The sequence below is a fragment of the Rhizobium sp. SU303 genome, from assembly GCF_021052345.1.
In the GTDB taxonomy this organism is placed as follows: Bacteria; Pseudomonadota; Alphaproteobacteria; order Rhizobiales; family Rhizobiaceae; genus Rhizobium; species Rhizobium laguerreae.
The window spans coordinates 394,662-417,201 of record NZ_CP088096.1; the positions used below are offsets into that span (position 1 = coordinate 394,662).

General features: G+C 59.3%; 19 protein-coding genes, 2 pseudogenes and 1 riboswitch. Of the genes and pseudogenes, 8 read left to right on the forward strand and 13 right to left on the reverse strand.

The genetic code is table 11. The annotated features are described in order from the left end of the window. Positions 1-2: 2 nt before the first annotated feature. Positions 3-754 (reverse strand): annotated as a pseudogene (locus RlegSU303_RS26425) (IS6 family transposase). A gap of 70 nt (positions 755-824) precedes the next feature. On the opposite strand from RlegSU303_RS26425, the gene RlegSU303_RS26430 reads away from it, so the two are divergent. Both RlegSU303_RS26430 and RlegSU303_RS26435 read left to right on the forward strand, forming a co-directional pair. Continuing rightward, positions 825-1,604: an HNH endonuclease gene (locus RlegSU303_RS26430; protein ID WP_231283897.1), complete on the forward strand. Its 780-nt coding sequence runs from the start codon at positions 825-827 to the stop codon at positions 1,602-1,604. 11 nt (positions 1,605-1,615) lie between these two features. After that, a complete protein-coding gene (locus RlegSU303_RS26435; RefSeq protein WP_131718340.1) occupies positions 1,616-2,734 on the forward strand; it encodes a TIR domain-containing protein in 1,119 nt (372 codons plus the stop codon). A gap of 133 nt (positions 2,735-2,867) precedes the next feature. On the opposite strand, the gene RlegSU303_RS26440 is transcribed toward RlegSU303_RS26435, so the two are convergent. The 3 genes from RlegSU303_RS26440 to ligD form a co-directional block, all read right to left on the reverse strand. Next, entirely contained in the window at positions 2,868-3,890 is a 1,023-nt protein-coding gene (locus RlegSU303_RS26440; RefSeq protein ID WP_131718339.1) for an Abi family protein, read from the reverse strand. Positions 3,891-4,158: 268 nt separating this feature from the next. After that, positions 4,159-4,932 (reverse strand): SOS response-associated peptidase, encoded by a 774-nt coding sequence (locus RlegSU303_RS26445; RefSeq protein ID WP_131718338.1) that lies wholly within the window; start codon positions 4,930-4,932, stop codon positions 4,159-4,161. 63 nt (positions 4,933-4,995) lie between these two features. Next, the gene (gene ligD, locus RlegSU303_RS26450) at positions 4,996-6,060 is read right to left on the reverse strand and encodes a non-homologous end-joining DNA ligase (RefSeq protein WP_131718337.1); all 1,065 of its coding nucleotides are present in this window, start codon (positions 6,058-6,060) and stop codon (positions 4,996-4,998) included. A gap of 280 nt (positions 6,061-6,340) precedes the next feature. Between ligD and RlegSU303_RS26455 the strand changes: the two genes are divergently transcribed. The 3 genes from RlegSU303_RS26455 to RlegSU303_RS26465 are packed head-to-tail and all read left to right on the forward strand — an operon-like array spanning position 6,341 to position 11,779. Next, positions 6,341-7,093 (forward strand): ImuA family protein, encoded by a 753-nt coding sequence (locus RlegSU303_RS26455; RefSeq protein ID WP_131718336.1) that lies wholly within the window; start codon positions 6,341-6,343, stop codon positions 7,091-7,093. Further along, positions 7,014-8,525: a Y-family DNA polymerase gene (locus RlegSU303_RS26460; protein WP_165507505.1), complete on the forward strand. Its 1,512-nt coding sequence runs from the start codon at positions 7,014-7,016 to the stop codon at positions 8,523-8,525. The genes RlegSU303_RS26455 and RlegSU303_RS26460 overlap by 80 nt, the downstream gene beginning before the upstream one ends. Continuing rightward, positions 8,522-11,779, forward strand: a complete 3,258-nt coding sequence (locus RlegSU303_RS26465) for an error-prone DNA polymerase (RefSeq protein WP_131718335.1) — start codon at positions 8,522-8,524, stop codon at positions 11,777-11,779. The genes RlegSU303_RS26460 and RlegSU303_RS26465 overlap by 4 nt, the downstream gene beginning before the upstream one ends. 137 nt (positions 11,780-11,916) lie before the next feature. Here RlegSU303_RS26465 and RlegSU303_RS26470 read toward each other — a convergent pair. The 7 genes and pseudogenes from RlegSU303_RS26470 to thiC form a co-directional block, all read right to left on the reverse strand. After that, a pseudogene (locus tag RlegSU303_RS26470) lies at positions 11,917-12,015 on the reverse strand (cold-shock protein); the annotation flags it as partial. 299 nt (positions 12,016-12,314) lie between these two features. Next, positions 12,315-12,458: a hypothetical protein gene (locus tag RlegSU303_RS26475; RefSeq protein ID WP_225510624.1), complete on the reverse strand. Its 144-nt coding sequence runs from the start codon at positions 12,456-12,458 to the stop codon at positions 12,315-12,317. 273 nt (positions 12,459-12,731) lie between these two features. Next, positions 12,732-13,352 (reverse strand): thiamine phosphate synthase, encoded by a 621-nt coding sequence (locus tag RlegSU303_RS26480; RefSeq protein ID WP_131718334.1) that lies wholly within the window; start codon positions 13,350-13,352, stop codon positions 12,732-12,734. Continuing rightward, complete coding sequence (locus tag RlegSU303_RS26485; protein WP_131718333.1) at positions 13,349-14,122, reverse strand: thiazole synthase; 774 nt, start codon at positions 14,120-14,122, stop codon at positions 13,349-13,351. Before RlegSU303_RS26485 ends, RlegSU303_RS26480 begins: the two co-directional genes overlap by 4 nt. 3 nt (positions 14,123-14,125) lie before the next feature. Then, the gene (thiS, locus tag RlegSU303_RS26490; protein ID WP_027668146.1) at positions 14,126-14,323 is read right to left on the reverse strand and encodes a sulfur carrier protein ThiS; all 198 of its coding nucleotides are present in this window, start codon (positions 14,321-14,323) and stop codon (positions 14,126-14,128) included. Beyond that, positions 14,320-15,294, reverse strand: a complete 975-nt coding sequence (gene thiO, locus RlegSU303_RS26495; protein ID WP_131631596.1) for a glycine oxidase ThiO — start codon at positions 15,292-15,294, stop codon at positions 14,320-14,322. Before thiO ends, thiS begins: the two co-directional genes overlap by 4 nt. A gap of 1 nt (position 15,295) precedes the next feature. Beyond that, complete coding sequence (gene thiC, locus RlegSU303_RS26500; RefSeq protein WP_131718332.1) at positions 15,296-17,122, reverse strand: phosphomethylpyrimidine synthase ThiC; 1,827 nt, start codon at positions 17,120-17,122, stop codon at positions 15,296-15,298. Between the two features lie 93 nt (positions 17,123-17,215). Continuing rightward, positions 17,216-17,327, reverse strand: a riboswitch (TPP riboswitch). A gap of 622 nt (positions 17,328-17,949) precedes the next feature. Between thiC and RlegSU303_RS26505 the strand changes: the two genes are divergently transcribed. Both RlegSU303_RS26505 and RlegSU303_RS26510 read left to right on the forward strand, forming a co-directional pair. Then, positions 17,950-18,168, forward strand: a complete 219-nt coding sequence (locus tag RlegSU303_RS26505) for a helix-turn-helix domain-containing protein (protein ID WP_131631594.1) — start codon at positions 17,950-17,952, stop codon at positions 18,166-18,168. A gap of 558 nt (positions 18,169-18,726) precedes the next feature. Next, entirely contained in the window at positions 18,727-18,927 is a 201-nt protein-coding gene (locus RlegSU303_RS26510; protein WP_131718331.1) for a hypothetical protein, read from the forward strand. A 350-nt stretch (positions 18,928-19,277) separates the two neighbouring features. On the opposite strand, the gene RlegSU303_RS26515 is transcribed toward RlegSU303_RS26510, so the two are convergent. Both RlegSU303_RS26515 and RlegSU303_RS26520 read right to left on the reverse strand, forming a co-directional pair. Next, the gene (locus RlegSU303_RS26515) at positions 19,278-20,465 is read right to left on the reverse strand and encodes an aminotransferase class V-fold PLP-dependent enzyme (RefSeq protein ID WP_131718330.1); all 1,188 of its coding nucleotides are present in this window, start codon (positions 20,463-20,465) and stop codon (positions 19,278-19,280) included. 113 nt (positions 20,466-20,578) lie between these two features. Continuing rightward, a complete protein-coding gene (locus RlegSU303_RS26520) occupies positions 20,579-21,418 on the reverse strand; it encodes an ABC transporter substrate-binding protein (RefSeq protein WP_131718329.1) in 840 nt (279 codons plus the stop codon). 164 nt (positions 21,419-21,582) lie between these two features. Here RlegSU303_RS26520 and RlegSU303_RS26525 point away from each other — a divergent pair, with 164 nt between their 5' ends. Next, on the forward strand, positions 21,583-22,536 hold the full coding sequence (locus RlegSU303_RS26525; protein ID WP_131631590.1) for a LysR family transcriptional regulator: 954 nt from the start codon (positions 21,583-21,585) through the stop codon (positions 22,534-22,536). Positions 22,537-22,540: the final 4 nt, after the last annotated feature.

Consider the following 22,540-nt stretch of genomic DNA (forward strand, 5'->3'; position numbering starts at 1 on the left):
ACTCATGCAATTGCAGCGGTCACGGCTTTCCACTGCGCCATGGCGCGGATGCGATGAATATGGGTGGTTAGGGCTGAGTGTCTCTGGCGCGGCGCGACGAAAAGATTTCGGACTGCTGAAAAGACCGAGATGAAACGTTGCAAACCTCCGACGGATCGAAAGCCCTGCATCACCCGCTCTCGTTTTCGAAGGGGCACATGAGAATTCTCCGCGCGATTGTTAAGGCCCTTGTGCGATCGATGTTCGACGCCGGGCATCACATCCCGACTTGCCGCTCCGTATGAGCGCAGTTTGTCGGTGATGATGCGCTTCGGTGACAGGCCCTGCTTCTTCAGCAGCCTGACCAGCAATCGCTTGGCAGCCTTGGTATCGCGGCGGGTCTGGACGATCTCATCGAGAACGTAGCCGTCCTGGTCAACGGCGCGCCAAAGCCAATGTTTTTGACCGCCGATGGAAATCACGACCTCGTCCAGATGCCAGATATCCTTCCGCGACGGCTTCTTTCTACGCAACTGCTTGGCGTAGGCTGCCCCGAATTTGCGGCCCCACCGCCGTATCGTTTCGTAAGAGACGACGATGCCGCGCTCCAGCAACATTTCCTCGACCAACCGCAGGCTCAACGGGAACCGGAAATACAGCCAGACCGCACGGGCGATGATCTGCGGTGGAAAGCGGTGGTTCTTGTAGCTGATGGTCGATGAGGTCATCTCAACCGAATTATCCGCCACCCGTTAAGTTGCCGACAACGTGACATCGCCGCATGTCAGGCTTCGAATGAGCTCGACCCCTGCAGAAATGCGACTGTTCGGGATGGATCTCTAGCCATGCACCAGCAGGGACATGCGATGGTTGAGGCACCTCAGTCTTTCATAGTCCGCGAGGAGTGTGAGAAGGCTGCCTCGCAGAATGGCTTTCGTCGCGTACTGGGAGAAAAGGCTGGCTGGGCAGCCTTCGGCTCGACGACGGCCGAGGGCGAAATCCATCTTGGGGCCGCAGGAGGGCAAGGGCCGTGGTTTCTCGCGCTGGACCACGCAGGCGTCATAGCAGAGATAGACCTACCTGCGGCTGACATGCCAGGTCCTGGGCGCGTCCGCCTCTCCTTTGATAGCCTTGGCACCCTCTACCGGATTTTGCGTCGGGTCTATGAACTCACGATCAGCTTGCCGGATGCACCCTTGCGGGAGTTTCAAATACGGGTAGCGGTCCTTCCTAGGACGACCGAAGTAGAACGGCTGGTCGTGCAGAGGATCGGTCAGGACATTTTTCGCGCTGGTCTGATGGATTATTGGCAAGGCCGTTGCCCGCTGACTGGGATTTCCGACCCGGCGCTGCTACGTGCCTCGCACATCATCCCCTGGGCAGATTGCGAAAGTGATGCCGAGCGGCTCGACGTCCATAACGGCTTCCTCCTCTCAGCGCTGTGGGACGCCGCATTCGACCGCGCGCTCGTTACTTTCAACGATGAAGGGCGACCGGAATTCGCTCCCAACCTCAGTGAACACGCGCGTGGCGAGTTGCGTTGGCATTATCCAATTTCCCTCACGGACGAGCACCGTAGGCGGCTGGCCCACCATCGTGCACGAGTGATCGTCGGACGAGTTTAAGGCAGCACACGATGGCAAAAACACAAGATCTTTGCATCTTCTATTCGTGGCAAAGCGACCTGCCAGCGCATACAAATCTCAACGCCATCCGAAAGGCGTTGAAGGCAGCGTGCACCAAGATAGAGACGAAGAAGCCGAAGCTTAAGGTCACCCGCGATGAAGCCACGCGAGACACCTCCGGCAGCCCGAACATTGCGGCAAAGATCCTCGAGAAAATTGATAGGGCTCATATCTTCGTCGCCGACATCACCACGGTGAGCCCAACAGGGAACGACCGGCCCAGTCCGAATCCGAACGTGGTCTTCGAATTGGGTTATGCGGTTGCGACCCTTGGGTGGGACAGAGTGATCCTGCTGTTCAACCAGGAGCAGGGGAGCTTTCCGGCAGATCTGCCTTTTGACTTCGCGCAGCACCGCGCTAGCCCCTACGGCTTAGCGGCAAGCGATCGAAAGCCTGACTTGACGCAGTTATCAGCTCTGTTGGGTGTGGCAATCTCGGCAGTGTTGGAGAAGAATCCAAAAACCCCTGCGGAGCTGCGTGGCCTCTCGCCAGAGAATATTCGGCACGATCAGGACCTGCAGAACATCAAATGGCTAATGTCGTCGATCCATCTGCCGACGCTCGATGATTTGATCGAGCGACTACCCCACAGCGTACCTGGTAAGGCGCTTTGGTTCTGGGAAAACTTCAGAGGCGTCGTTGAAAACAGCCTTTTTCATCTCCATGATCCAGTGATAGCAGACGCCGTCGACCGCCTGTTTCAGAGCTGGCACGCGGCGACGTCTCACGGCGAGCAATATCACGACGCGCCAGGCGGTCACCTCTATATCTTCGGAAGTCCAATGGACGCCCCGCTACGTGGAGAGCGCGAGCAAGCCTGGAACGAAATTGAAGCTGCGCGGCCCGAGATGCGCAAGGCGCTCGATGACATCCTCGCTCGCCTTCGCGAGGCATATGTAACCGTCAATATTCGCAAAACCAATCTTAAGGCTTGGCATCGTTATAGGGACGACACAGCCAATGAACGGTTCGACATCAAAGAAACGCAGAAGAACGACATTGACAAAAAGAATGACGGTAAGAAAACAGGCTCCAAAGAAAAAAAGAGGCGCAAAAATAAAAAGCAATGACCGGACGTCCAATTTGAGCGATTTTTTAGCGCCAAGATTGGTCGAAGTAGCTTCTTGACATGTCGGCCGATCGTGTTATCTATGGTGTCAACACGGCCCCTGTCGGTTTAACGTGCTTTGCACGGGAAGCTGCTCAGGGGTTTTTTATTGCCTGAACCCATTTGCGACCCTTCCAATTTGCATCCACGCCGAGACTATCGAGCGTGATGTCGAGATGGCTCAGATCAGGAAATTCGTTCTCAAGCAATTTGTTGACACGATCCCACCATGTGGATGACGGGTTAATCACGCTCATAAGCTGCTGGGCAATACAAAAGAGCAGATATGGTCGGGCACGCAGGCGCTCGTTTCCTTCGAAGTCGACAACAAAGGCAACCTGCTCTTTTGGCGGCAGTTTGGGCTGATCGACAATGTTGCGGTTCCAGAGGCGACTATGATGTGCGCATACGTTTCGCATATAGTTGAGCGAGCGAAGCCATGACGCAAAAACACGGCCATTGAGAATACCGTACTCCGATGAGATAGCGTCTTGGTCATCTTCTTTCATACCTGCGAAGAGCATCGACATCGTACCGAAATCCCAGACTTCACAAGCTACCCAAATCGGAAGCGGGAGTCCGTATTTTCGCTTGTTGTGGGCGATGAATTCCTCTTTTGAGCGATTGATGAGAGCTGCATGCTTGCCGAGCCAGCCATGGTGGTTCGTCAGGCCCTCCTTGTTGAGATCGACAGCAAAACTATCGTGAAAAAGCTCCGGCCTCCGGTAAGCAAACCGATCACGGCGACCCAGAGCGTGCGATATGTCAACCCGCATGGCGATTTCGATGCGCTCAAGAGCATCGAGCGCAAGCAACCGAAGCTTCTTGTCAAACACATAAAGGTCGACGGCGTTCTGAAACGTCGCTCCGTCTATGAAACGGTCGGTTCGTATCCGACTGACCTTGACCTTCTCCGGCCTTTTAAAGTCGTCTGTCAGCGCGCAACAAAGTCCAGTGAGTTCCCAGAATGGAAACCAGTAGCCACTGAGACGATAGTAGCCAATTCGCTCTAGATAATCCAGAGCCAGTGCGCGGTCCGATATGACAAGACCTCGTGAAAGGAGAATTTCAATCTGGTCATTGTAGCTCTGCCAGGTCTTCGGATGTGAGGGTGACATTTATCGAAATACCTCCTTCTAACTTACCGGCGCGGGAGTTTGTTCGAGGGACGCGCCACATCGTCCATCTAGCAGATTACGGGATCGGTTTTGCAAGACGAAACATCGTTGGCATTTCAGGCGACCCACTCCTCCTCCCAAAGGGCGCCTGACGGAACAGCGGCACTCCTCCTCTTAGCCGTTGTTCAATATTTCGAGAAGCCTGCCGCACCTCCTCCCGCGGCAGGCTTTTTCGTTTTCCGATCCATTCAGGCTCTGAGTTCAGCTGTCAAAGCAGACTGCCCTGTTCCACCGGCTCTCCGGATTTCGAGACAATCGTCGATCCGTACGGCTCGAGCGACGAAATGATCAGCGCGTCATTGGGTAGCGGGCGGGCCAGTTCCTTGGCCTCTTCCCAGGGCGCCCGCATCCAGACGTCGGTCTCTTCCTTCGTCAGCAACAAGACCGGCATCGCCTTCTCATGGATCGGCTTCACCAGATCGTTGGGATCTGTGGTCAAGAACCCGTAGAGATCATCGGTGGTCAGGCCGTCCCTGACTTTTCGGACACTCTGCCATTGCTGCACGTGGAGACCGGCAAAGAACATCAGCAGCTTACTTTCGTCGCGGGCGAACCAGGCATTCGGTACGTTTCCGCCAACCACCTGGCTGGCTGGATCCGGCTCGGCGAAGCTGGTGACCGGAACGAGGCATCTGTTTTCGACACCGAACCATCGCTTCCAGTGCGGAAAATTGAGCTTGCGCACGTTGGTCGTACCGCGGTCGGCTTCCATGCGGATCAGTTTTTCGAGATCGAATGGCTTGCCTTTGGCCGCAAGTTTCTCGGCCTTGATTTTGGCCGTCTTCTCGAGCGCGAAGCGCGGCGAGGGCAGTCCCCAGCGCGCATGGACCAGTTGCTTCTTTCCGTCGGCGGTGCTGCGGACGATCGGCCCCATCTGATCGGGGTTCATCTGATAGGCAGGCATCAGATTGATCAGGCTTTCAGCATCCTGCGCCCACTTCGCGACCCAGTCCTTGTCTTCCATGCGATAAAGATTGCACATAGCAGGCCATCTACTCCGATTGAGCTCGAATGGACGACAATCTAGCGGACGGCGCCGGTTTCGCTAGTCGAGCCGGAAGACGTCGGCGTTGTCCTGGCGTTCTCGCAAGCCCTTGTACGACGGATGGCGAAGTTTCCCATCCGACGTCCAGGCGCGAAACTCGATCTCGGCGATCAGGGTCGGCTCGACCCAGATGACATCGCCACTTCCGGAATAGGGCAGGGGCGGTTGCTTTCGCTTCCATCGCAGCGTGTCCAGCATCTTCCGCAACCTGATGATCTCGGCTTGCCTGAATCCCGTGCCGACGCTTCCGACGAGGACGAGCTCATCACCACGATACGCAGCAAGCACCAGCGAGCCGAAGCCGGCAGGGGACGCTGTCGACCTCTCATAGCCGACAATGAAGAAGGCTTCGCTCTGGACGCATTTGACTTTCACCCAATCGCCGGTTCGGCCGGAACGATGGGGCCGATCGAGGTGCTTGCCGACGATGCCTTCCAGGCCGAGGCGGCAGATATGCTCCAGGAGGACAGTAGGTTCGGCATCGAGTGTTTCCGATAGCCGAATGGAGCCGGCTTCATCATTGTTTGCGACGTTTAACGTGTCCTCGAGAAGGTGCCGTCGGGACCGGTATTCGACACCGCGCAGATCGTGGCCATCAAGATAGATAAGATCGAAAGCGTAAAGGACGGCGTCGGAGGCACGGTTGCCGGTTTGTTTGCCGGATGCGCCCAGCGATTGCTGCAGCAGCCCGAAATCCGGCCGACCCTCTTCGTCGATCACAACCGCCTCGCCATCGATGATCATTGTCGCCGGCCCGAGCGCTCGGGCGGCCTGCTCTATCGCCGGAAACCGATGCGTCCAGTCATGGCCGCCACGCGTGAGGATCCTGATCCCTTGCGGCTCGATATGAACGGCAAGGCGATAGCCATCCCATTTAATCTCCCAGCTCCACTCGCTTCCCCTTGGGGGATGAGACTTCAATTGCGCCAGCGCGGGCTCGACACGCTCAGGCATGGCATCGAACAGGAGCTGTGGTTGAGCCGGATTTCGCTTGCCTCGCGGCCGTGAACGGATCCGGGCCTCGGTGTCACGAAGGAGGGGTTTTGATCTCGGAGGCTTCGGCATGCCGGGAGTTCAGCAGAAAAATCTTAAAGACACTGTGACGATGCCGACTTGTCCCCGCAATTCACACAAAGGGATTAGCCCTCGCAAACGCTCGGAAAAAATTCAGTTTGCGCCATGGGCCTGATTCCCTTCGGTATTCTGCGATTTCTAATGTTCAGGATAATATTCCCATTCCTCCGGTTGCTTGACTCTTTTATTGGGGCGGAACAGAAAGAGAACATCCGCATTTTGTTCGACATGATGTCGGCCGCCAACACGACTTTGAAGGGAGCCGTGAACGATGACTGCTGCCCGTGAACGGGTGATTTTCGATCTGCGCGAGCGCATCGCCTCGCTGGAGGGCGTGTCGGCCAGAAAGGCTGGCTGTCTCTCCTTCGGCGTGCCGGAAATCGATGCAGTCCTGCCGGGAGGCGGCCTGGCCTATGGCGCCCTGCACGAATTTGCCGGCGGCGGAGCTGGGACCGTCGATGGCGCGGCGGCAGCCCTGTTTGCGGCGGGGATAGCGGCCCGCACCAAAGGCCCGATCGCCTGGTGCCTGACCCGGCCGGACCTGTTCTTTCCGGCACTCGCCCAGGTCGGTCTCCATCCCGACCGGGTGATCTTTGTCGAATCCGACAAGGAGGAAGACGTCCTGGCGAACATGGAGGAAGGGCTGTCTTTCGGTGGGCTCGGCGCCGTCGTCGGTGAACTCGTTCGCCTGCCGATGGTCAGCTCGCGCCGGCTGCAGCTGGCGGCTGAGCGCACCGGCACCATGGCGCTTGCCGTCCGCCGCTGGCGACGGCAGACGGAGGCCAATGATTTCGGGCAGCCGACGGCGTCGATCACCCGATGGCGGGTGAGCGTGATGCCGTCGGAGGAATTGCCAGTGCCGGGTGTGGGGAGAGCCCAATGGTTGCTGGAATTGATGCGCGTGAAAGCGGGTGAATGTGCTGAGTTTCTCGTGAGGGCGTGCGATGACAAGGGTTGTCTCGATCTATCTTCCGGATCTGCCGACGGATCGTATTCGTCGCGCCGATCCGTCTATTCCGCCTGAACAGGCGATCGCCGTGATCGCCAGGAGCGGCTCGAAACGCTGGGTATCTGCCGCCGACGCAGCCGCCAGACAAGCCGGCGTTCATGTCGGCATGCCGGCTGCGAAAGCACAGGCGCTGTTTCGCGGCCTGATGCTGGTCGATGCGGATCCTGCGGCGGATGCCGCAGCACTCGAACGGATCACGATCTGGGCGCTGACGCTCTATTCCCCGATCGTCGCGGTCGATGGGATCGATGGCATCGTCATGGACACCGAAGGCGCCGATCACCTGCAGGGCGGCGAGCTCGCCATGGTGACGAAGATCGCCAATCAGTTCCTGGCAAAAAAACTCACGCCCCGTGTCGCGATCGCCGACACCTGGGGTGCGGCCCACGCCTGTGCGCGTGCCATCAGCCGCGAAACGGTCATCGTGCCTTCAGGTGAGACCGTCCGCGCCGTCGAAAAGCTGCCGATATCGTTGCTGCGCCTTCCCGGGAAAGTCGTCAGCGATTTGCGCACGCTCGGCTTCCAGACGATTGGCGAATTGGCCAACACGCCGCGCGCGCCGCTGACGCTCCGTTTCGGTCCGGAGATTGGCCGGCGGCTGGACCAGATGTTCGGCCGCATCTCCGAGCCAATCGATCCGATCCGCACCGCCGAGCTCATCGAGGTGAGCCGCGCCTTCGCCGAACCGATCGGCGCTGCCGAAACCATCGACAAATATGTCGGCCGGCTGGTCGTGCAACTGATCGAGGAGCTGCAAAGGCGCGGCCTTGGTGTTCGGCGCGCCGACCTGATCGTCGAAAAGGTTGACGGTACGCGGCAGGCAATCCGCGCCGGCACGGTGAAGCCGGTGCGCGATGTCGCCTGGCTGACGAAGCTGTTTCGCGACCGGACAGAGAAGATCGAGCCCGGCTTCGGGATCGAGAAACTGACGCTCGTCGCCGTCATGGCCGAGCCGCTGGAGGAGCGCCAGAAATCCTCCTCGCTGGTCGAGGAGGAAGTGAAGGACGTGACGCCGCTGATCGATATCTACGGCAACCGTGGTCAGCGTGTTTATCGGGTGGCACCGGTTGCTTCCGACGTGCCCGAGCGCTCCGTCCAGCGCATCAGTGCGGCGGCCGACCCGATCGAAGTCACCTGGGTCAGCCATTGGCGTCGGCCTGTCCGGCTGCTGGCGCGTCCGGAGCTGATCGAGGCCATCGCCTTGCTGCCGGACCGGCCGCCGGTCTCGATCACCTGGCGCGGCAAGCGGCGGAAGGTCAAGCGCGCCGACGGTCCGGAACGGATCTTTGGCGAGTGGTGGCAGCGCGACGCCGAGATGGAGGCGGTGCGCGATTACTTCGTCATCGAAGACGAGGCCGGCGAGCGCCTTTGGGTGTTTCGCTCCGGTGATGGCATCGATCCTGAAACCGGAAGCCATCGCTGGTTCGTGCATGGGATCTTCGCATGAGTTATGCCGAGCTGCAGGTCACGACCCATTTTTCCTTCCTGCGCGGCGCAAGCTCGGCGCAGGAACTGTTCGAGACCGCCAAGGCTCTCGGCATCGAAGCCCTCGGCGTCGTCGACCGCAATTCGCTGGCCGGGATTGTCCGGGCACTCGAAGCATCCCGCGCCACAGGTTTGCGTCTGGTCGTCGGCTGCCGGCTCGATCTGCAAGACGGCATGTCGTTGCTGATCTATCCGACCGACCGGGCTGCCTATTCCCGGCTGACCCGTCTCATCACGCTTGGCAAGTCGCGGGGCGGCAAGAACAACTGCATCCTGCACTGGGATGATGTCGTCGCATACACCGACGGCATGATCGGCATTCTGGTGCCGGATCTGCCGGATGACGCCTGCGCGATCCAGCTGCGCAAGATGGCCGAGCTGTTTGGGGATCGGGCCTACGTGTCGCTTTGTCTGCGGCGCCGGCAGAACGACCAGCTGCGGCTGCATGAGATTTCCAATCTTGCGTCACGGTTCAAGGTGAAGACGGTCGTCACCAATGATGTCCTCTTCCATGAACCAGGTCGACGGCAGCTGCAGGACATTGTCACCTGCATTCGGACCAGCACCACGATCGACGAGGTCGGCTTCGAGCGCGAGCGCCACGCTGATCGCTATCTGAAGCCGCCCGAAGAAATGGAGCGGTTGTTTCCGCGGTACCGGCAAGCCCTCGCGCGAACCATGGAGATCGTCCGTCGCTGCACTTTCTCGCTTGAGGAGCTCACCTACCAATATCCGGAGGAGGCGATCGTACCGGGCAAGGATGCTCAGGCCTCGCTGGAGCATTATGTCTGGCAATGCGTGCCCGACCGCTATCCGGAGGGACTACCGCCCGATGTGTTGAAGGTCGTGCGGCACGAACTCGATCTCATCCGCACCATGAAATACGCGCCCTATTTTCTGACTGTCTTCTCGATCGTGCGCTATGCGCGGTCTCAGGGTATCCTTTGCCAGGGGAGGGGTTCCGCCGCCAACAGCGCCGTCTGCTACATTCTCGGGATTACCAGTATCGATCCCTCGACAAACGATCTTCTGTTCGAACGCTTCGTGTCCCAGGAGCGTGATGAGCCGCCGGATATAGACGTCGATTTCGAGCACGAGCGGCGGGAAGAGGTGATCCAGTGGATTTACCGCACCTATACCAGAGAAAAGGCAGCACTCTGCGCCACCGTGACCCGCTACCGGGCGCGCGGCGCGATCCGTGACGTCGGCAAGGCGCTTGGGCTTCCGGAGGACGTGATCAAGGCCTTGTCGTCGGGCATGTGGGCCTGGTCGGAGGAGGTCTGCGATCGCAATGTCCGCGAGCTCAATCTCAATCCAGACGACCGGCGTCTTGTGCTGACTTTAAAGCTTGCGCAGCAATTGATGGGCGCGCCACGGCATCTCGGCCAGCATCCGGGCGGGTTCGTCCTCACCCATGATCGGCTCGACGATCTCGTGCCTATCGAACCGGCGACGATGAAGGACCGTCAGATCATCGAATGGGACAAGGACGACGTCGAAGCCCTGAAATTCATGAAGGTGGACATCCTGGCGCTCGGAATGCTGACCTGCATGGCCAAGGCGTTCGATCTGATCCGCGAGCACAAGGACCGCGATCTCGATCTGTCTGACATCGAGCAGGAGGATCCTGCGACCTATGCGATGATCCGCAAAGCCGATACGCTCGGCACCTTCCAGATCGAAAGCCGCGCCCAGATGGCGATGCTGCCGCGGCTGAAACCCCGGACCTTCTACGACCTCGTGGTACAGGTCGCGATTGTCCGGCCCGGCCCGATCCAGGGCGACATGGTGCATCCCTATCTGCGCCGGCGCGAAGGCAAGGAGGCCGTCGAATATCCGACGCCCGAGCTTGAGGCGGTGCTCGGCAAGACGCTGGGCGTGCCGCTGTTTCAGGAGAGCGCGATGCGGGTGGCGATGGTTTGCGCCGGCTTTACCGGCGGCGAGGCCGATCAGCTGCGCAAGTCGATGGCGACCTTCAAGTTCACCGGCGGCGTTTCGCGGTTCAAGGACAAACTCGTATCGGGAATGGTGAGGAACGGCTACACGCCGGAATTCGCCGAAAAGACCTTCTCCCAGCTCGAAGGCTTTGGCTCCTATGGCTTTCCGGAGAGCCATGCGGCCTCGTTCGCGTTGATCGCCTACGCGTCGAGCTACATCAAATGCCATTATCCGGAAGCCTTCTGCGCGGCGCTAATCAATTCGCAGCCCATGGGTTTTTACGCGCCGGCGCAGATCGTCGGCGACGCGAGAGCCCACGGCGTCGAGGTGCGGCCGGTCTGCATCAATCGGTCCCGATGGGACTGCACACTGGAGCGGATCGGCAATTCTGGCCGCCACGCTGTCCGGCTCGGTTTCCGGCAGGTGAAAGGACTGGCGGTCGCTGACGCCGCGCGCATTGTCGCGGCACGCATGGACACTGCCTTTGCCTCGGTTGACGACATGTGGCGCCGATCCGGGGTGCCATCGGAGGCGCTCGTCCAGCTTGCCAAGGCCGATGCCTTTCTGCCGTCGTTGCAGCTCGAGCGTCGAGACGCACTCTGGGCGATCAAGGCATTGCGCGACGAACCCTTGCCGTTGTTTGCCGCCGCGGCCCACCGGGAAATGGCTGCAATCGCCGAGCAGCAGGAGCCGGAGGTGGCACTTCGGCAGATGACGGACGGTCATAACGTCATCGAGGACTACAGCCATACCGGGCTGACATTGCGGCAGCATCCGATCGCCTTCCTGCGCAAGGATCTGTCGGCGCGCAACATCATCACCTGTGCCGAGGCGATGAATTCGAGGGACGGGCGGTGGGTCTATACCGCCGGACTTGTCCTGGTGCGGCAAAAGCCCGGATCGGCCAAGGGCGTCATGTTCATCACCATCGAGGACGAGACCGGGCCGGCCAACCTGGTCGTCTGGCCGACGCTGTTCGAAAGACGACGGCGGATCGTTCTCGGGTCCTTGATGATGGCGATCAATGGCCGGATCCAGCGGGAAGGGGAGGTGGTCCATCTTGTCGCCCAGCAGCTGTTCGATCTGTCCGGCGACCTTGTCGGCCTTGCCGATCGGGATGAGGAGTTCCGGCTTCCGGCTGGCAGGGGTGATGAGTTTGCGCGGGGAGGTGGACCGGATCCGCGGGACAAGCCGAAGCCTGTTGTCGCCGCGCGCGACATGTTCGTGCCTGATCTTCATATCGATACGCTGAAGGTGAAGAGCAGGAATTTTCAGTGATATCTAGTTTGAAAAAGCGATCGTTGGATCGAAGCCGTTCAAGGCGACGGATTTAAAGCGGATCCGTGAGCCCGCGGATCTCAGACGCGACTAGCCTGACCGAATTTCTTGGTCAGGCTGTCACGCGGAGCCCTTAATTAGAGCACGCTGACGTTCTCGGCCTTGGACTTCCCGATCTTGCGGTCCTGGCCTACCTCGAAACTGACCTTGTCACCTTCTCTGAGCGAGCCGCCTTGCGCTGCCCTTTTAACCGGTCAAGCCGTGCGCGAACTGGCGCCGTCGCGGGGCGACTTCGCCTGCTATGCTCATTGTTGGAGGAGCGTCCTGGCCGTGGCAGACACGGCGTCGGTTCAAGAGGGCCGGCACCAAGCTGTCCGCCATTCGGGTGACTGATCTTACAAGCGACCCGGCTTGCCAAAACGAGTGACCCGCGGCCGGAACGAAAAGACCACGGGGATGGTCTAGCCCCTCCGCTGGTTTCAGAAGCTCGGAGCGTGCCACGCGTTGCGTATAGAGCGGAACGGCACTCCAACCGCTATTGTGCTGCAATCCCGAGTGCGTTCAGGACCTCTTTCGTTACCGTGTAGTATACCTTGAGGTTGTTGTGCTTTTGCATCTGGCTCAGCGGCGCGCGCGTGTCCTCGTCGATGACGCCAGTCAGGGCACCAGCGATCGACATGATTGTCATCATCGCAGCGTACGACGCGCCGCAGACAGTGGGAGACGTAGAACTCCACCATCGGTGCTCCGATGTTGCGTTATATCCGACGAGGGTCATGATGAACCGACGCCCCCTGACTGTGCGCGACCCGCCCTACTCGTGCCGACCGTATCTCGCAGATCTGGCGGGCGTCGTTCTAATCCAATTTGGCAACAATCGGCCCCTGCTTTGCTAACATTTCAACCAGCCCTTCCGCCTCAAGATGATCCATTACCCAGGTTTCCTGGCGGCTTACTGAAGATTGGGAGTTCGCGCCTGCGCTGTGGCGATGATCCATTGCTTTGTTCTAAGTTCCGGATTTTCATGCCGCATCACGTCGGTCACGACGGCGACGCTATCCGCCCCGTGAGCAAGGACGCCTTCGATCCGTTCGACATTCAACCCGCCGATGGCGACGAGAGGCAGGTCGCCGATGCGCGATTTCCATTCGCTCAGCCGCGTCAGCCCTTGCGGCGGCCATTTCATCGGCTTGAGGATCGTCGTGTAGACCGGGCCGAGTGCGATATAATCAGGCTTTGCTGCCAGTGCGATTTCCAACTCGCGTTCATCATGCGTCGAGACGCCAAGCTTCAAGCCACTCGCTCGGATCGCGTCGAGGTCCGCTGTCGCAAGGTCCTCCTGGCCGAGATGGACGAAGCCGCAACCTTCCTCGATCGCAAGCCGCCAGTAGTCGTTGACGATCAGCTGACATTGATGTTTAGCGCAGACTGCTACTGCGCGGCGAATCTCGGCGCATAGTTCAGTCCTCGGACGATTCTTGATGCGCAATTGCACCAGCTTGACGCCAAGCGGTACCAACCGGGCAATCCACTCGCCGCTGTCCACGATCAGGTAGAACGGATCGAGCTTCATGTGAACACCGCCTTTCCGATCACCGGCGTAGAGGGTACGGCCATGTCGCGCGGCTCCATCAGGCCGGCGTTAAAGGCTTGATTGCCGGCGGCGATTGCCGCGGCAAAGGCGGCTGCCATCGCCGCGGGATCTCCGGCGCCGGCAACGGCGGTGTTGAGCAGAACTGCATCGAAACCGAGCTCCATCACCGCAGTTGCGTGCGACGGCCGGCCGATGCCGGCATCGACGATCAGCGACACGTCAGGGAAATGCGCCCGCATTGCCCTGAGCGCTGTCGGATTGAGCGGCCCGGCGGCACTGCCGATTGGTGCGCACCAAGGCATGAGCACCTTGCAGCCGGCCTCCAGCAGTCGTTCGGCCACGACCAGATCGTCCGTCGTGTAGGGGAAGACTTCGAAACCTTCGCTGACTAGGATGCGAGCCGCCTCGACGAGGCCGAAGACATCCGGCTGTAGCGTATCATGGTTGCCGATGACCTCGAGCTTGATCCAGTCGGTGGCGAACAGCTCGCGTGCCATCCTTGCGGTCAGCACCGCTTCCGCGACGCTGTGGCAACCTGCAGTGTTGGGTAGGATGCGAACGCCGAGCGCGCGGATCATCTCGAAGAAGGTGCCCCCACTGCGGCCGCCAGACATCTCACGACGAAGTGAGACGGTGACGATTTCCGTCGCCGATTGCCTGACAGCCTCGGAGAGGACGGTAGGAGAGGGGTATCGCGCTGTACCGAGGAGCAGACGGGAGTTTATTTCAGCCCCATAGAGCGTCAGCATCCGTCAGCCTCCCTGCATCGGCGACAGGATTTCGATCCTGTCATTGTCGCTGAGCGAACGATCGAACCGGTCTTCGCGATGGACAAGTTCACCGTTGACGGCTGTCGCCAGCCAGTCACCCTCGTATTCCATCAGGACTAAAAGTTCCGACAGCGTCTCAGCCGCGACATCCTGGGCCTCGCCATTAACGATCACTTTCATGAGGCATTCCTTCTGGTGGTATGTTGGTTGAAGACAAGTTCAGCCGCCTCGGCCGCCATAGTTGGCGCGAGCAGAAAGCCGTGGCGGTAGAGGCCGTTGAGCGAGATCACCGTTCCCTGATGGCTTGCACGTGGAAGATTGTCCGGAAAGGCTGGGCGGATTCCGACACCCGTTTCGATTATGGTTGCATCGGCAAAGGCCGGAAATAGCGTGTATGCAGCGTTGAGCAGTTCCATCAGTGAACGGGCGACAATAGGCCCGTCGAATTCCGTCTCGATCATCGTCGCGCCGACCATGAACAGACCGTCTCCGCGCGGGACGATGTAGACGGGGAAACGCGGATGGAGCAGGCGGACCGGCCGGGAGAGATCCACGTCAAAGCTTCTAAGGTAAAGCATTTCGCCACGGACGCCGCGTAACTCCTCGGCCTCACCAATGCGCGCAGCGCCCGTGCAATCGACGACACTGTCGAAGCTCTCCTCATGCGAGCTCTCGCCCACGAAGGTGACCCCCTGAGCCGTCAGCTTGGTGCGCAGCAGACTCAAAACTCGCCGGGGATCGAGATGGGCTTCGCGGCGAAAGAACAGCCCGTGCCGGAACCGCCCGCCAAGTGAGGGTTCCAGCGCCGCAATCGCCGGCTCTTCCAGCCATTCATAACCCGTCGTGCGGCAGGCAAAGCGTCGCAGTTCACCAAGATCGCGGGCCGAGGCGACCACGAGCGTTCCGTTGCGTCGCACCTCTCCCGGCACCATTGCCTCCCATTTGTCGGCGGCGGTGAGACCGCGCATGAGTACCGCGTCATCAGCACTCTCCCGCTCGCACCAGGGCGCCAACATTCCGCCCGCGAGCCACGAAGCAGCACGCAGGAAACCGTCATATGGATCCAGCACGGTGACCTCGGCATCTCGAGCGCGCAGTTCATACGCCACCGTCAGGCCGGCAACGCCGGCCCCTTTGACAAGCACACGCATCTCATTCGCCCGAATGTTGCAGGGTTTCTATCGGCATATAGAGGCCGCCGCCCTCGCGATAACGTGCCGCCATCGCCTCCAGTCCCTCCTTCTGCGCTTCGGCGCGGATATCGTGCGAGATGCGCATCGAGCAGAATTTCGGTCCGCACATGGAGCAGAAATGCGCGACCTTGTGCGCCTCCTTCGGCAGCGTCTCGTCGTGGAAGCTGCGGGCGGTTTCGGGGTCCAGCGAGAGGTTGAACTGATCCTCCCAGCGGAATTCGAAACGGGCACGCGAGAGCGCGTCATCGCGCAGCTGTGCCGCCGGATGCCCCTTGGCGAGATCGGCGGCGTGAGCCGCTATCTTGTAGGTGATGACGCCTACCTTCACGTCGTTGCGGTCGGGAAGCCCCAGATGCTCCTTGGGCGTGACGTAGCAGAGCATCGCCGTGCCGAACCAGCCGATCATCGCTGCGCCTATCCCAGAGGTGATGTGATCGTAGCCCGGCGCGATATCGGTCGTCAGCGGCCCGAGCGTGTAGAAAGGCGCCTCGCCGCAGACTTCGAGCTGCTTGTCCATGTTCTCCTTGATCTTGTGCATCGGCACATGGCCGGGGCCTTCGATCATCACCTGGCAGTCTTTCGCCCAGGCGATCTTGGTCAGCTCTCCCAGTGTTTCTAGTTCGGCGAACTGCGCCGCATCATTCGCGTCGGCGATCGAGCCGGGGCGCAGGCCATCGCCGAGCGAGAAGGAGACGTCATAGGCGCGGCAGATGTCGCAGATCTCCTCGAAATGCTCGTAGAGGAAGCTTTCGCGGTGATGATGGAGACACCACTTCGCCATGATCGAACCGCCGCGCGAGACAATGCCGGTGACGCGGTTGACGGTGAGCGGGATGTAGTGAAGCCGCACGCCGGCATGGATGGTGAAATAGTCGACGCCCTGTTCGGCCTGTTCGATCAGCGTGTCGCGATACACCTCCCAGGTCAGGTTCTCGGCAATGCCCTCGACCTTCTCCAGCGCCTGATAGAGCGGCACGGTACCGATCGGCACCGGCGAATTGCGGATGATCCATTCGCGGATGTTGTGGATGTTACGGCCGGTGGAGAGATCCATGACGGTATCGGCGCCCCAGCGGGCCGCCCAGACCATCTTCTCAACCTCCTCCGCCATCGATGAGGTGACGGCCGAGTTGCCGATATTGGCGTTGATCTTCACCAGAAAATTGCGGCCGATGATCATCGGTTCGGCTTCCGGATGGTTGATGTTGGCGGGGATGATCGCCCGACCCACCGCCACTTCCTGCCGGACGAATTCCGCCGTCACATGGTCCGGAATATGGGCGCCGAAACTTTCGCCGTCGCGGACTATGGCGTCCGCCTGCGCCTTGCGGCCGAGGTTTTCGCGGATGGCTATGAATTCCATCTCGGGCGTGATGATGCCGGCGCGCGCATAAGAGAGCTGGGTGACTGCACTGCCATCCTTTGCGCGCAGCGGCTGGCGTAGCGCGGGGAATTCGGGCGTCAGCCTTTCGCCGCTGGCAAAGCCGTTGTCTTCGGGACGGACATGGCGGCCCTTATAGGCCTCGACGTCGCCGCGGGCGAGAACCCAGTCACGTCGCAGTGAGGGCAGCCCCTGTTCGATACGGATCTCGGTGCCCTCGATCGTATAGGGGCCGGACGAGTCGTAGACGACAACGGGCGGCTCGCCCGATGTCGGATGCAGGCTGATTTCGCGCATCGGCACGCAAATATCGGGATGGATGTCCCCCCGACTGTAGATCTTCCTGGATGCCGGCAAGGGGCCGGTGGTGACGGTTGGGGTGATATTCTTTGCGGCGATGTTCATGGTTTGAGGCTCCAAGTTTGAGTTTGGAGACCCAGTCCTCAGCCGGAATGATGAAAAGACGCCGGCACGGATTCCACGCGTGAATCCGAAACCTCTCGAGCGCTTGCACCGTCCCTACGCCAGTATGAACTGGATCAGGTTCAACGGGTCACTGCGCGCGATAGCAGTATCTCAGCCCCTTGCCGGGACCCCCCTGGTGAATGCGAAAAAGGGTAGAGGCTTGCCGAGGGAGCTGTCAAGCGACAACTGCAATGGCTTGGGGATGCAGGTGACACTCAGGCTATCGGTGGGTGGTCGCCGCGATCAAACGAATGGAATACCGGCAGCAAGATTTTACTTTCCTACCATCTTTCGATGCCGTGATGGTTCACACCTGTTGAAGCCTATGTACCCGAGCCGTCCTTTGCTGGCGTCGAATTCATGTCGTCCATGATATCCTCGGTCGGCTCGCCGATCTGATTTGCAAGCGTTCGACTGAGACGGCGCTTCCATCCCGACATATGGAAACCTGATAGATGTTGATTTCAAAGGAGGCACGCGAAGCTGCTCGTCTTCAGTCCAAGCCCTGTACTCGATTACGGCGATCAATGTCGATTGCAGCAAGACGTCATTCTACTAGCGGGCGCCAATGATGATCGCAGGGAAAGGTTGACCCCCGGAGGCAAGGGTCGTCCACTCCTTCACCACGTTAGACCTGTACTCCATCGCACAAACTGCTAGAAAGAGCGCCCGCGGAAATCGGAGAAATCCACCGCTGCCGGACGCGGTCGGCAGCGGTGGAACTAGAAACCTTTTGTTTTCCGGCCGCCAGAAGGAAGCTTAAAGACATGAACATGGCCTCGAAGATTGCGAAATCCCCTGCTGTCCCATCCATCGGCGCCCTGCTTGCAGAGGCTCGCCAGGCTCGCGGCTATTCTTTGGACGACCTCGCAGAAACCACCGGTCTGACCGTGGCCGAGGTGACAGAACTTGAGAACGACGCGGATTTTGACGCCTCAAGGATACGAAGGACCGCGGCCGCACTAGGAGTTTTAGGCAAAATCTGAAGCACGCGTCGCGCTGAACTCGTACGCAGCTGACCTAAGGAGGGCGCCTGCAGCAGCTCACCGGGTACAGGACGCGCTTAGTGGGAAGCCCTTCAACGCCCCTAAGGTTTATAGGGCCATCCAGGCTTCAGACTCAGTCGGGCTGGACGCTTCCGCCTAGTTGGCTGGCCCGAATGAATTGGCTAGCGCCTGAAGTCATTCGTCGCGCCCTTGCCGTGTAGAGACAGCTTGCCGACTGCGATTGGTGGAAACCAGGGACGCGATCATCGTGGCACGGTGATCAATCAGCGATCTCACCGATTTTATTCTTCCAGCAATCCGAACACTGGCGGCGCGCCATATGCGCGGAATTATCAAAAGGCATTCTCGAGGGGAAGCAGCGAACATATATTGCGGCGGCCAATCCTCTTCGTAAACGCTGTTCCGGTCCCACGTTGTCCTTGCCGCACTAATCTGTGATGGGATTGGCGGCACTGGTCAACAACGAGCTGTACAGGGACCTGTTTACACGCCCACGAGCCTTGCCAGACTTGCTGTTGCGGGCCAGTCGAAGCAACGGTGGGGGCCGGCATTGCATTGGGGAATCAGCGTGAACGCCAAGGCTCAGCAAAAGATGATCGTCATCCGCGCAATCTCACGGTGATCTGCTTCGCAGGCGGTTTCGTTGTTCCTCTTCTCTTCCTTCTGGCTGCCTTCTTCGCCTCGACGATTTACAACATCGTGGATCCGAAGCCGGACCCTCCGGTCGACGCCTGGTAGGCTCGGCGTTGGACGGCGACATCGGAAGATCCAGATCGGAAGAGCTACTTCCTGCCGTTCTGTGAATCACCGGCCGAAGAAGCGTTTCTCGAAGCGAGGATCGCGGATTACAAGTTGCTGCCGTGCAGTGGCGTGCTGTTCGGCTCGGGTCTCTTATTGAACCTGCAGGTCGAGCACAAGCCGTATCGGCTAGACTTTCTTGCGAACGAATGGCTGCTGATCGACAATCGATTTCGTTGTATCGACGCCACTTCTTGCTGCCCAGGATCACCGGAATCATCTTGGTTGGCCGGAATGCGGCAAAAGCAGCATGCGCACTATCGAAGTGCCGCCTTCGAGCGAGTGGCGGGTTACGCATTGGCTCGGGATGTTGCTCCCCGTAAGACCTCGGAGACCAGCGCGAGCTCATCGTCATTGCTGTAGTAGTGAGGCGAAAAACGGATGGCGTCGTTCCTGACGCTGCATTTCACGTCGGCAGCATCCAAGTCTGCAAACAGTACGCTGGTGGCCACCTTTGGATTCTTCAGCAGGATGATGCCCGACTGGGATTCTTCCGGCCAATCACTCATGATTTCGTACCCTGCGGATTTAGCCTGCCTCCGAATCCGCGCTCCGAGTTCCATAACATAGCTCTCGATCTTCTCCATGCCGATGGAATCGATCTCTTCAAGTCTCTTGGCCAATCCGAAGATGCCTGCGCCGTTCTCGGTGCCTGGTTCGAACCGCTTGGCGTCTGGAAGAAAATCGAGAACACGATGAAAGGAGAAGGCGTCGTTCACACTCAACCAACCGACAACGCGCGGCTTGATGCGTTCGAAAGCCCTCTCGGAGAACGCGGCGAAGCCTATTCCGACTGGTCCGAGCATCCATTTATGGGCGCTCACAACGAGGACATCTACGCCTTCGCCTTCCATGTCCACGCTCAGCACCCCGACCGACTGCGTGCCGTCGACGACCAACAATGCGTCGTGATCGGCGCAGATTTGCGAGAATCCGGCGAGATCGACCCGGAAACCGCTGTAGAACTGAACATGGCTCACTGCGACCAGTTTCGTCCTGCCGTCGACCAGGAAACGAAGATCATCTGGAGCAAGCGCTCCGTTGCGCGCCTTCATCGTGCGGATTTCCACACCTTGCTGGGAAAGCGTCTCCCAGATGAGAAAGTTTGAGGGAAATTCGAGCTCAGGAACCACCATGTTGTCACCAGGCTTCCAATCGATTCCCAAGGCGACGAGCGACAGGCCATGCGAGGTGTTCTGGATGTAGGCAATCCGTTCCGCAGTCGAGCCAACAAGTTTGGCGGCAAGGCTGCGTCCTTTGTCGCATGTCGGCGCGCTTGCCACCATGATCCCGGACGTGTCCGTGGCATGGAGTGTCGCCTGCCGGGAGATCGCATCCCGCACGCCGATCGATATAGGGGAAACAGCGGCGTTGTTCCAATAGATGCATTCTTTGACGATCGGGTATTGGCTGCGGATGAATGCGAGTTCGGCCGCGTTCAGATAGGTCTCGTGCCTCGTTGAAGCGTGTGCGTTCATGCATGATCTCGGTGAAAAAATGGCGCAGTTTCCGTCGGCTCCCGTTGCTCGTGAATTCGGTCACGAAGCGAGGGTGAAAGCGAGCGGATGGCGCTCATCCGCTCGTAAGGGGCTTATTCGGCAATCTGATCGACAGAGGTGATGATACGGGATTTTTTGACCGCCGCGAGCGACATGCCATACTTGTCGAGGACGGTCTTGTACTTGCCGTTGGCGATGAGTTCCTGAAAAATTGCCTGCATCATTTCAGCTGAGGCCTTGTCGCCTTTCTGGACGGCGACGCCCAAAGGTAGGACATCGTAGACTCCCGGAGCAACGACGAGCTTTCCTTTGCTGGTCTGCTCGTAATATCCAGCCGCGGTGGAGTCGTCGAAACGAGCGTCGGCCCGACCTGTTAGCACCGCCTGGATCGTGTCTTTCTGCTCGGGATAGATGACCTTGTCGATCTTGGGCAGGTTGGATTTCGCGCAGTCCTCGCTCAGCTTGTCCGTGGTGAAATCGGCCGCCGATCCGGTCTGGACCGCCACCCGCTTGCCGCACAGGCTCTTCGCATCCGAGATGGAGTCTTTCTTGTCAGGGAGAACCATCGCCACGGTTCCGGACTGGAGGAACGTGACGAAGTCGACCTGCTTCAAGCGATCTTCCTTCACCGTGAACGTCGCCCACGCTACCTTGACCCTTCCGGCCGCGAGCGAAGGAATTTGAGAAGCGAAAGGTATGCGCTGAAGGTCGAGTTTAGCCGTGATGAGCTTCGCCGCCTCGTGCGCCAAATCCACGTCCAGGCCAGCCGGCTGGCCGTTTGCATCGACGAACTCAAATGGGGCGTAGTCGAGCCCATTGGCGATTGTGAGCGTACCCGACGACTTGACGGATTCCGTGACCGGAATCTCCGCTCCGATGGCGTTCTGGGCAAGCGCGAGGGCGACGAAAATACCCAGATGCGTGGCTTTCATGATGATCCCCTTTTTTGGACGTTGGCGTTAGCACGGGTAAGGAAGCACATCCTGAGCAGTGAATCGAATTGAAAAGATGCATTGACAATATGAGCTGCATTCATGATCTTTTGCGGACCGCCGATATCTTTTGACGGCGAGCAAAAGCACCCGAGGGTCCCGATATGGCCGAGTTCTCTTTGAACCAACTCGATCTCAACCTCCTAAGGACCTTCGACGTCCTCATGCGGGAGCGGAGTGTGACCAGGGCTGCGGACAGGCTTGGGCGCACCCAGTCAGCCATAAGCCATTCACTGGGCAGGCTTCGCGACGTGTTTAAAGACGACCTCTTCACCCGAGAAGCGGGGATCATGGAGCCGACCGCCCGGGCGAAAGAATTGGCGGAGGTCATTTCCCAGGCCCTGCACGAAATTCGGGTGGCGGTGGACCGACACCTCAATTTCGATCCGACGACCACCTCTAGAAATTTTCGGATTGGCCTTTCGGACTATACGGCCGTCACCTACTTGCCCGAACTGATCGAGAATTTCTCGATGCTCGCGCCCAATGCTTCGTTGAATGTGGTCCACGCCAGGGAACCCGACGCACTCGGGTCGTTGAAGAACCGCGAAGTGGAATGCGCGGTGCTTGGCAACCCCAAGCTCGATGCCGAGCACTTCGAGGTCGTGGAGCTTTCGAGGGATCGGATGGTTTGTGCTGGATGGGCTGGAAATCCGGCGATGGCCGACATGTCGCTGGATCGTTACCTCGCGTCGCCGCACCTTCAGATATCCGCGGACGGCATCGCAGCCGGCATCGCGGATATAACCCTGCAGAAGCTCGGCCTTCATCGAAAAGTGGTTGCAACGATACCGCACTATCTCGTTGCTCCATGGGTCATCAAAGGCACGGAGCTGATTTCGGCGTTCGGCGACGGCGTGTTGCTGGCACTCTCTGAAGAAAGCGAGACAGCGATCGTTCCTCCGCCGCTCGAACTTCCCGATGTCACTATTTCGTTGATCTTCGATAGATCGAATGAACTAGACCCCGGGCATGTGTGGTTTCGGAACCTGATCAAAGACGTGTCTGACAGACAGAGGACGCTCAAACAAGGCGTCTATGAACGACTGGAGCTTTGAACGC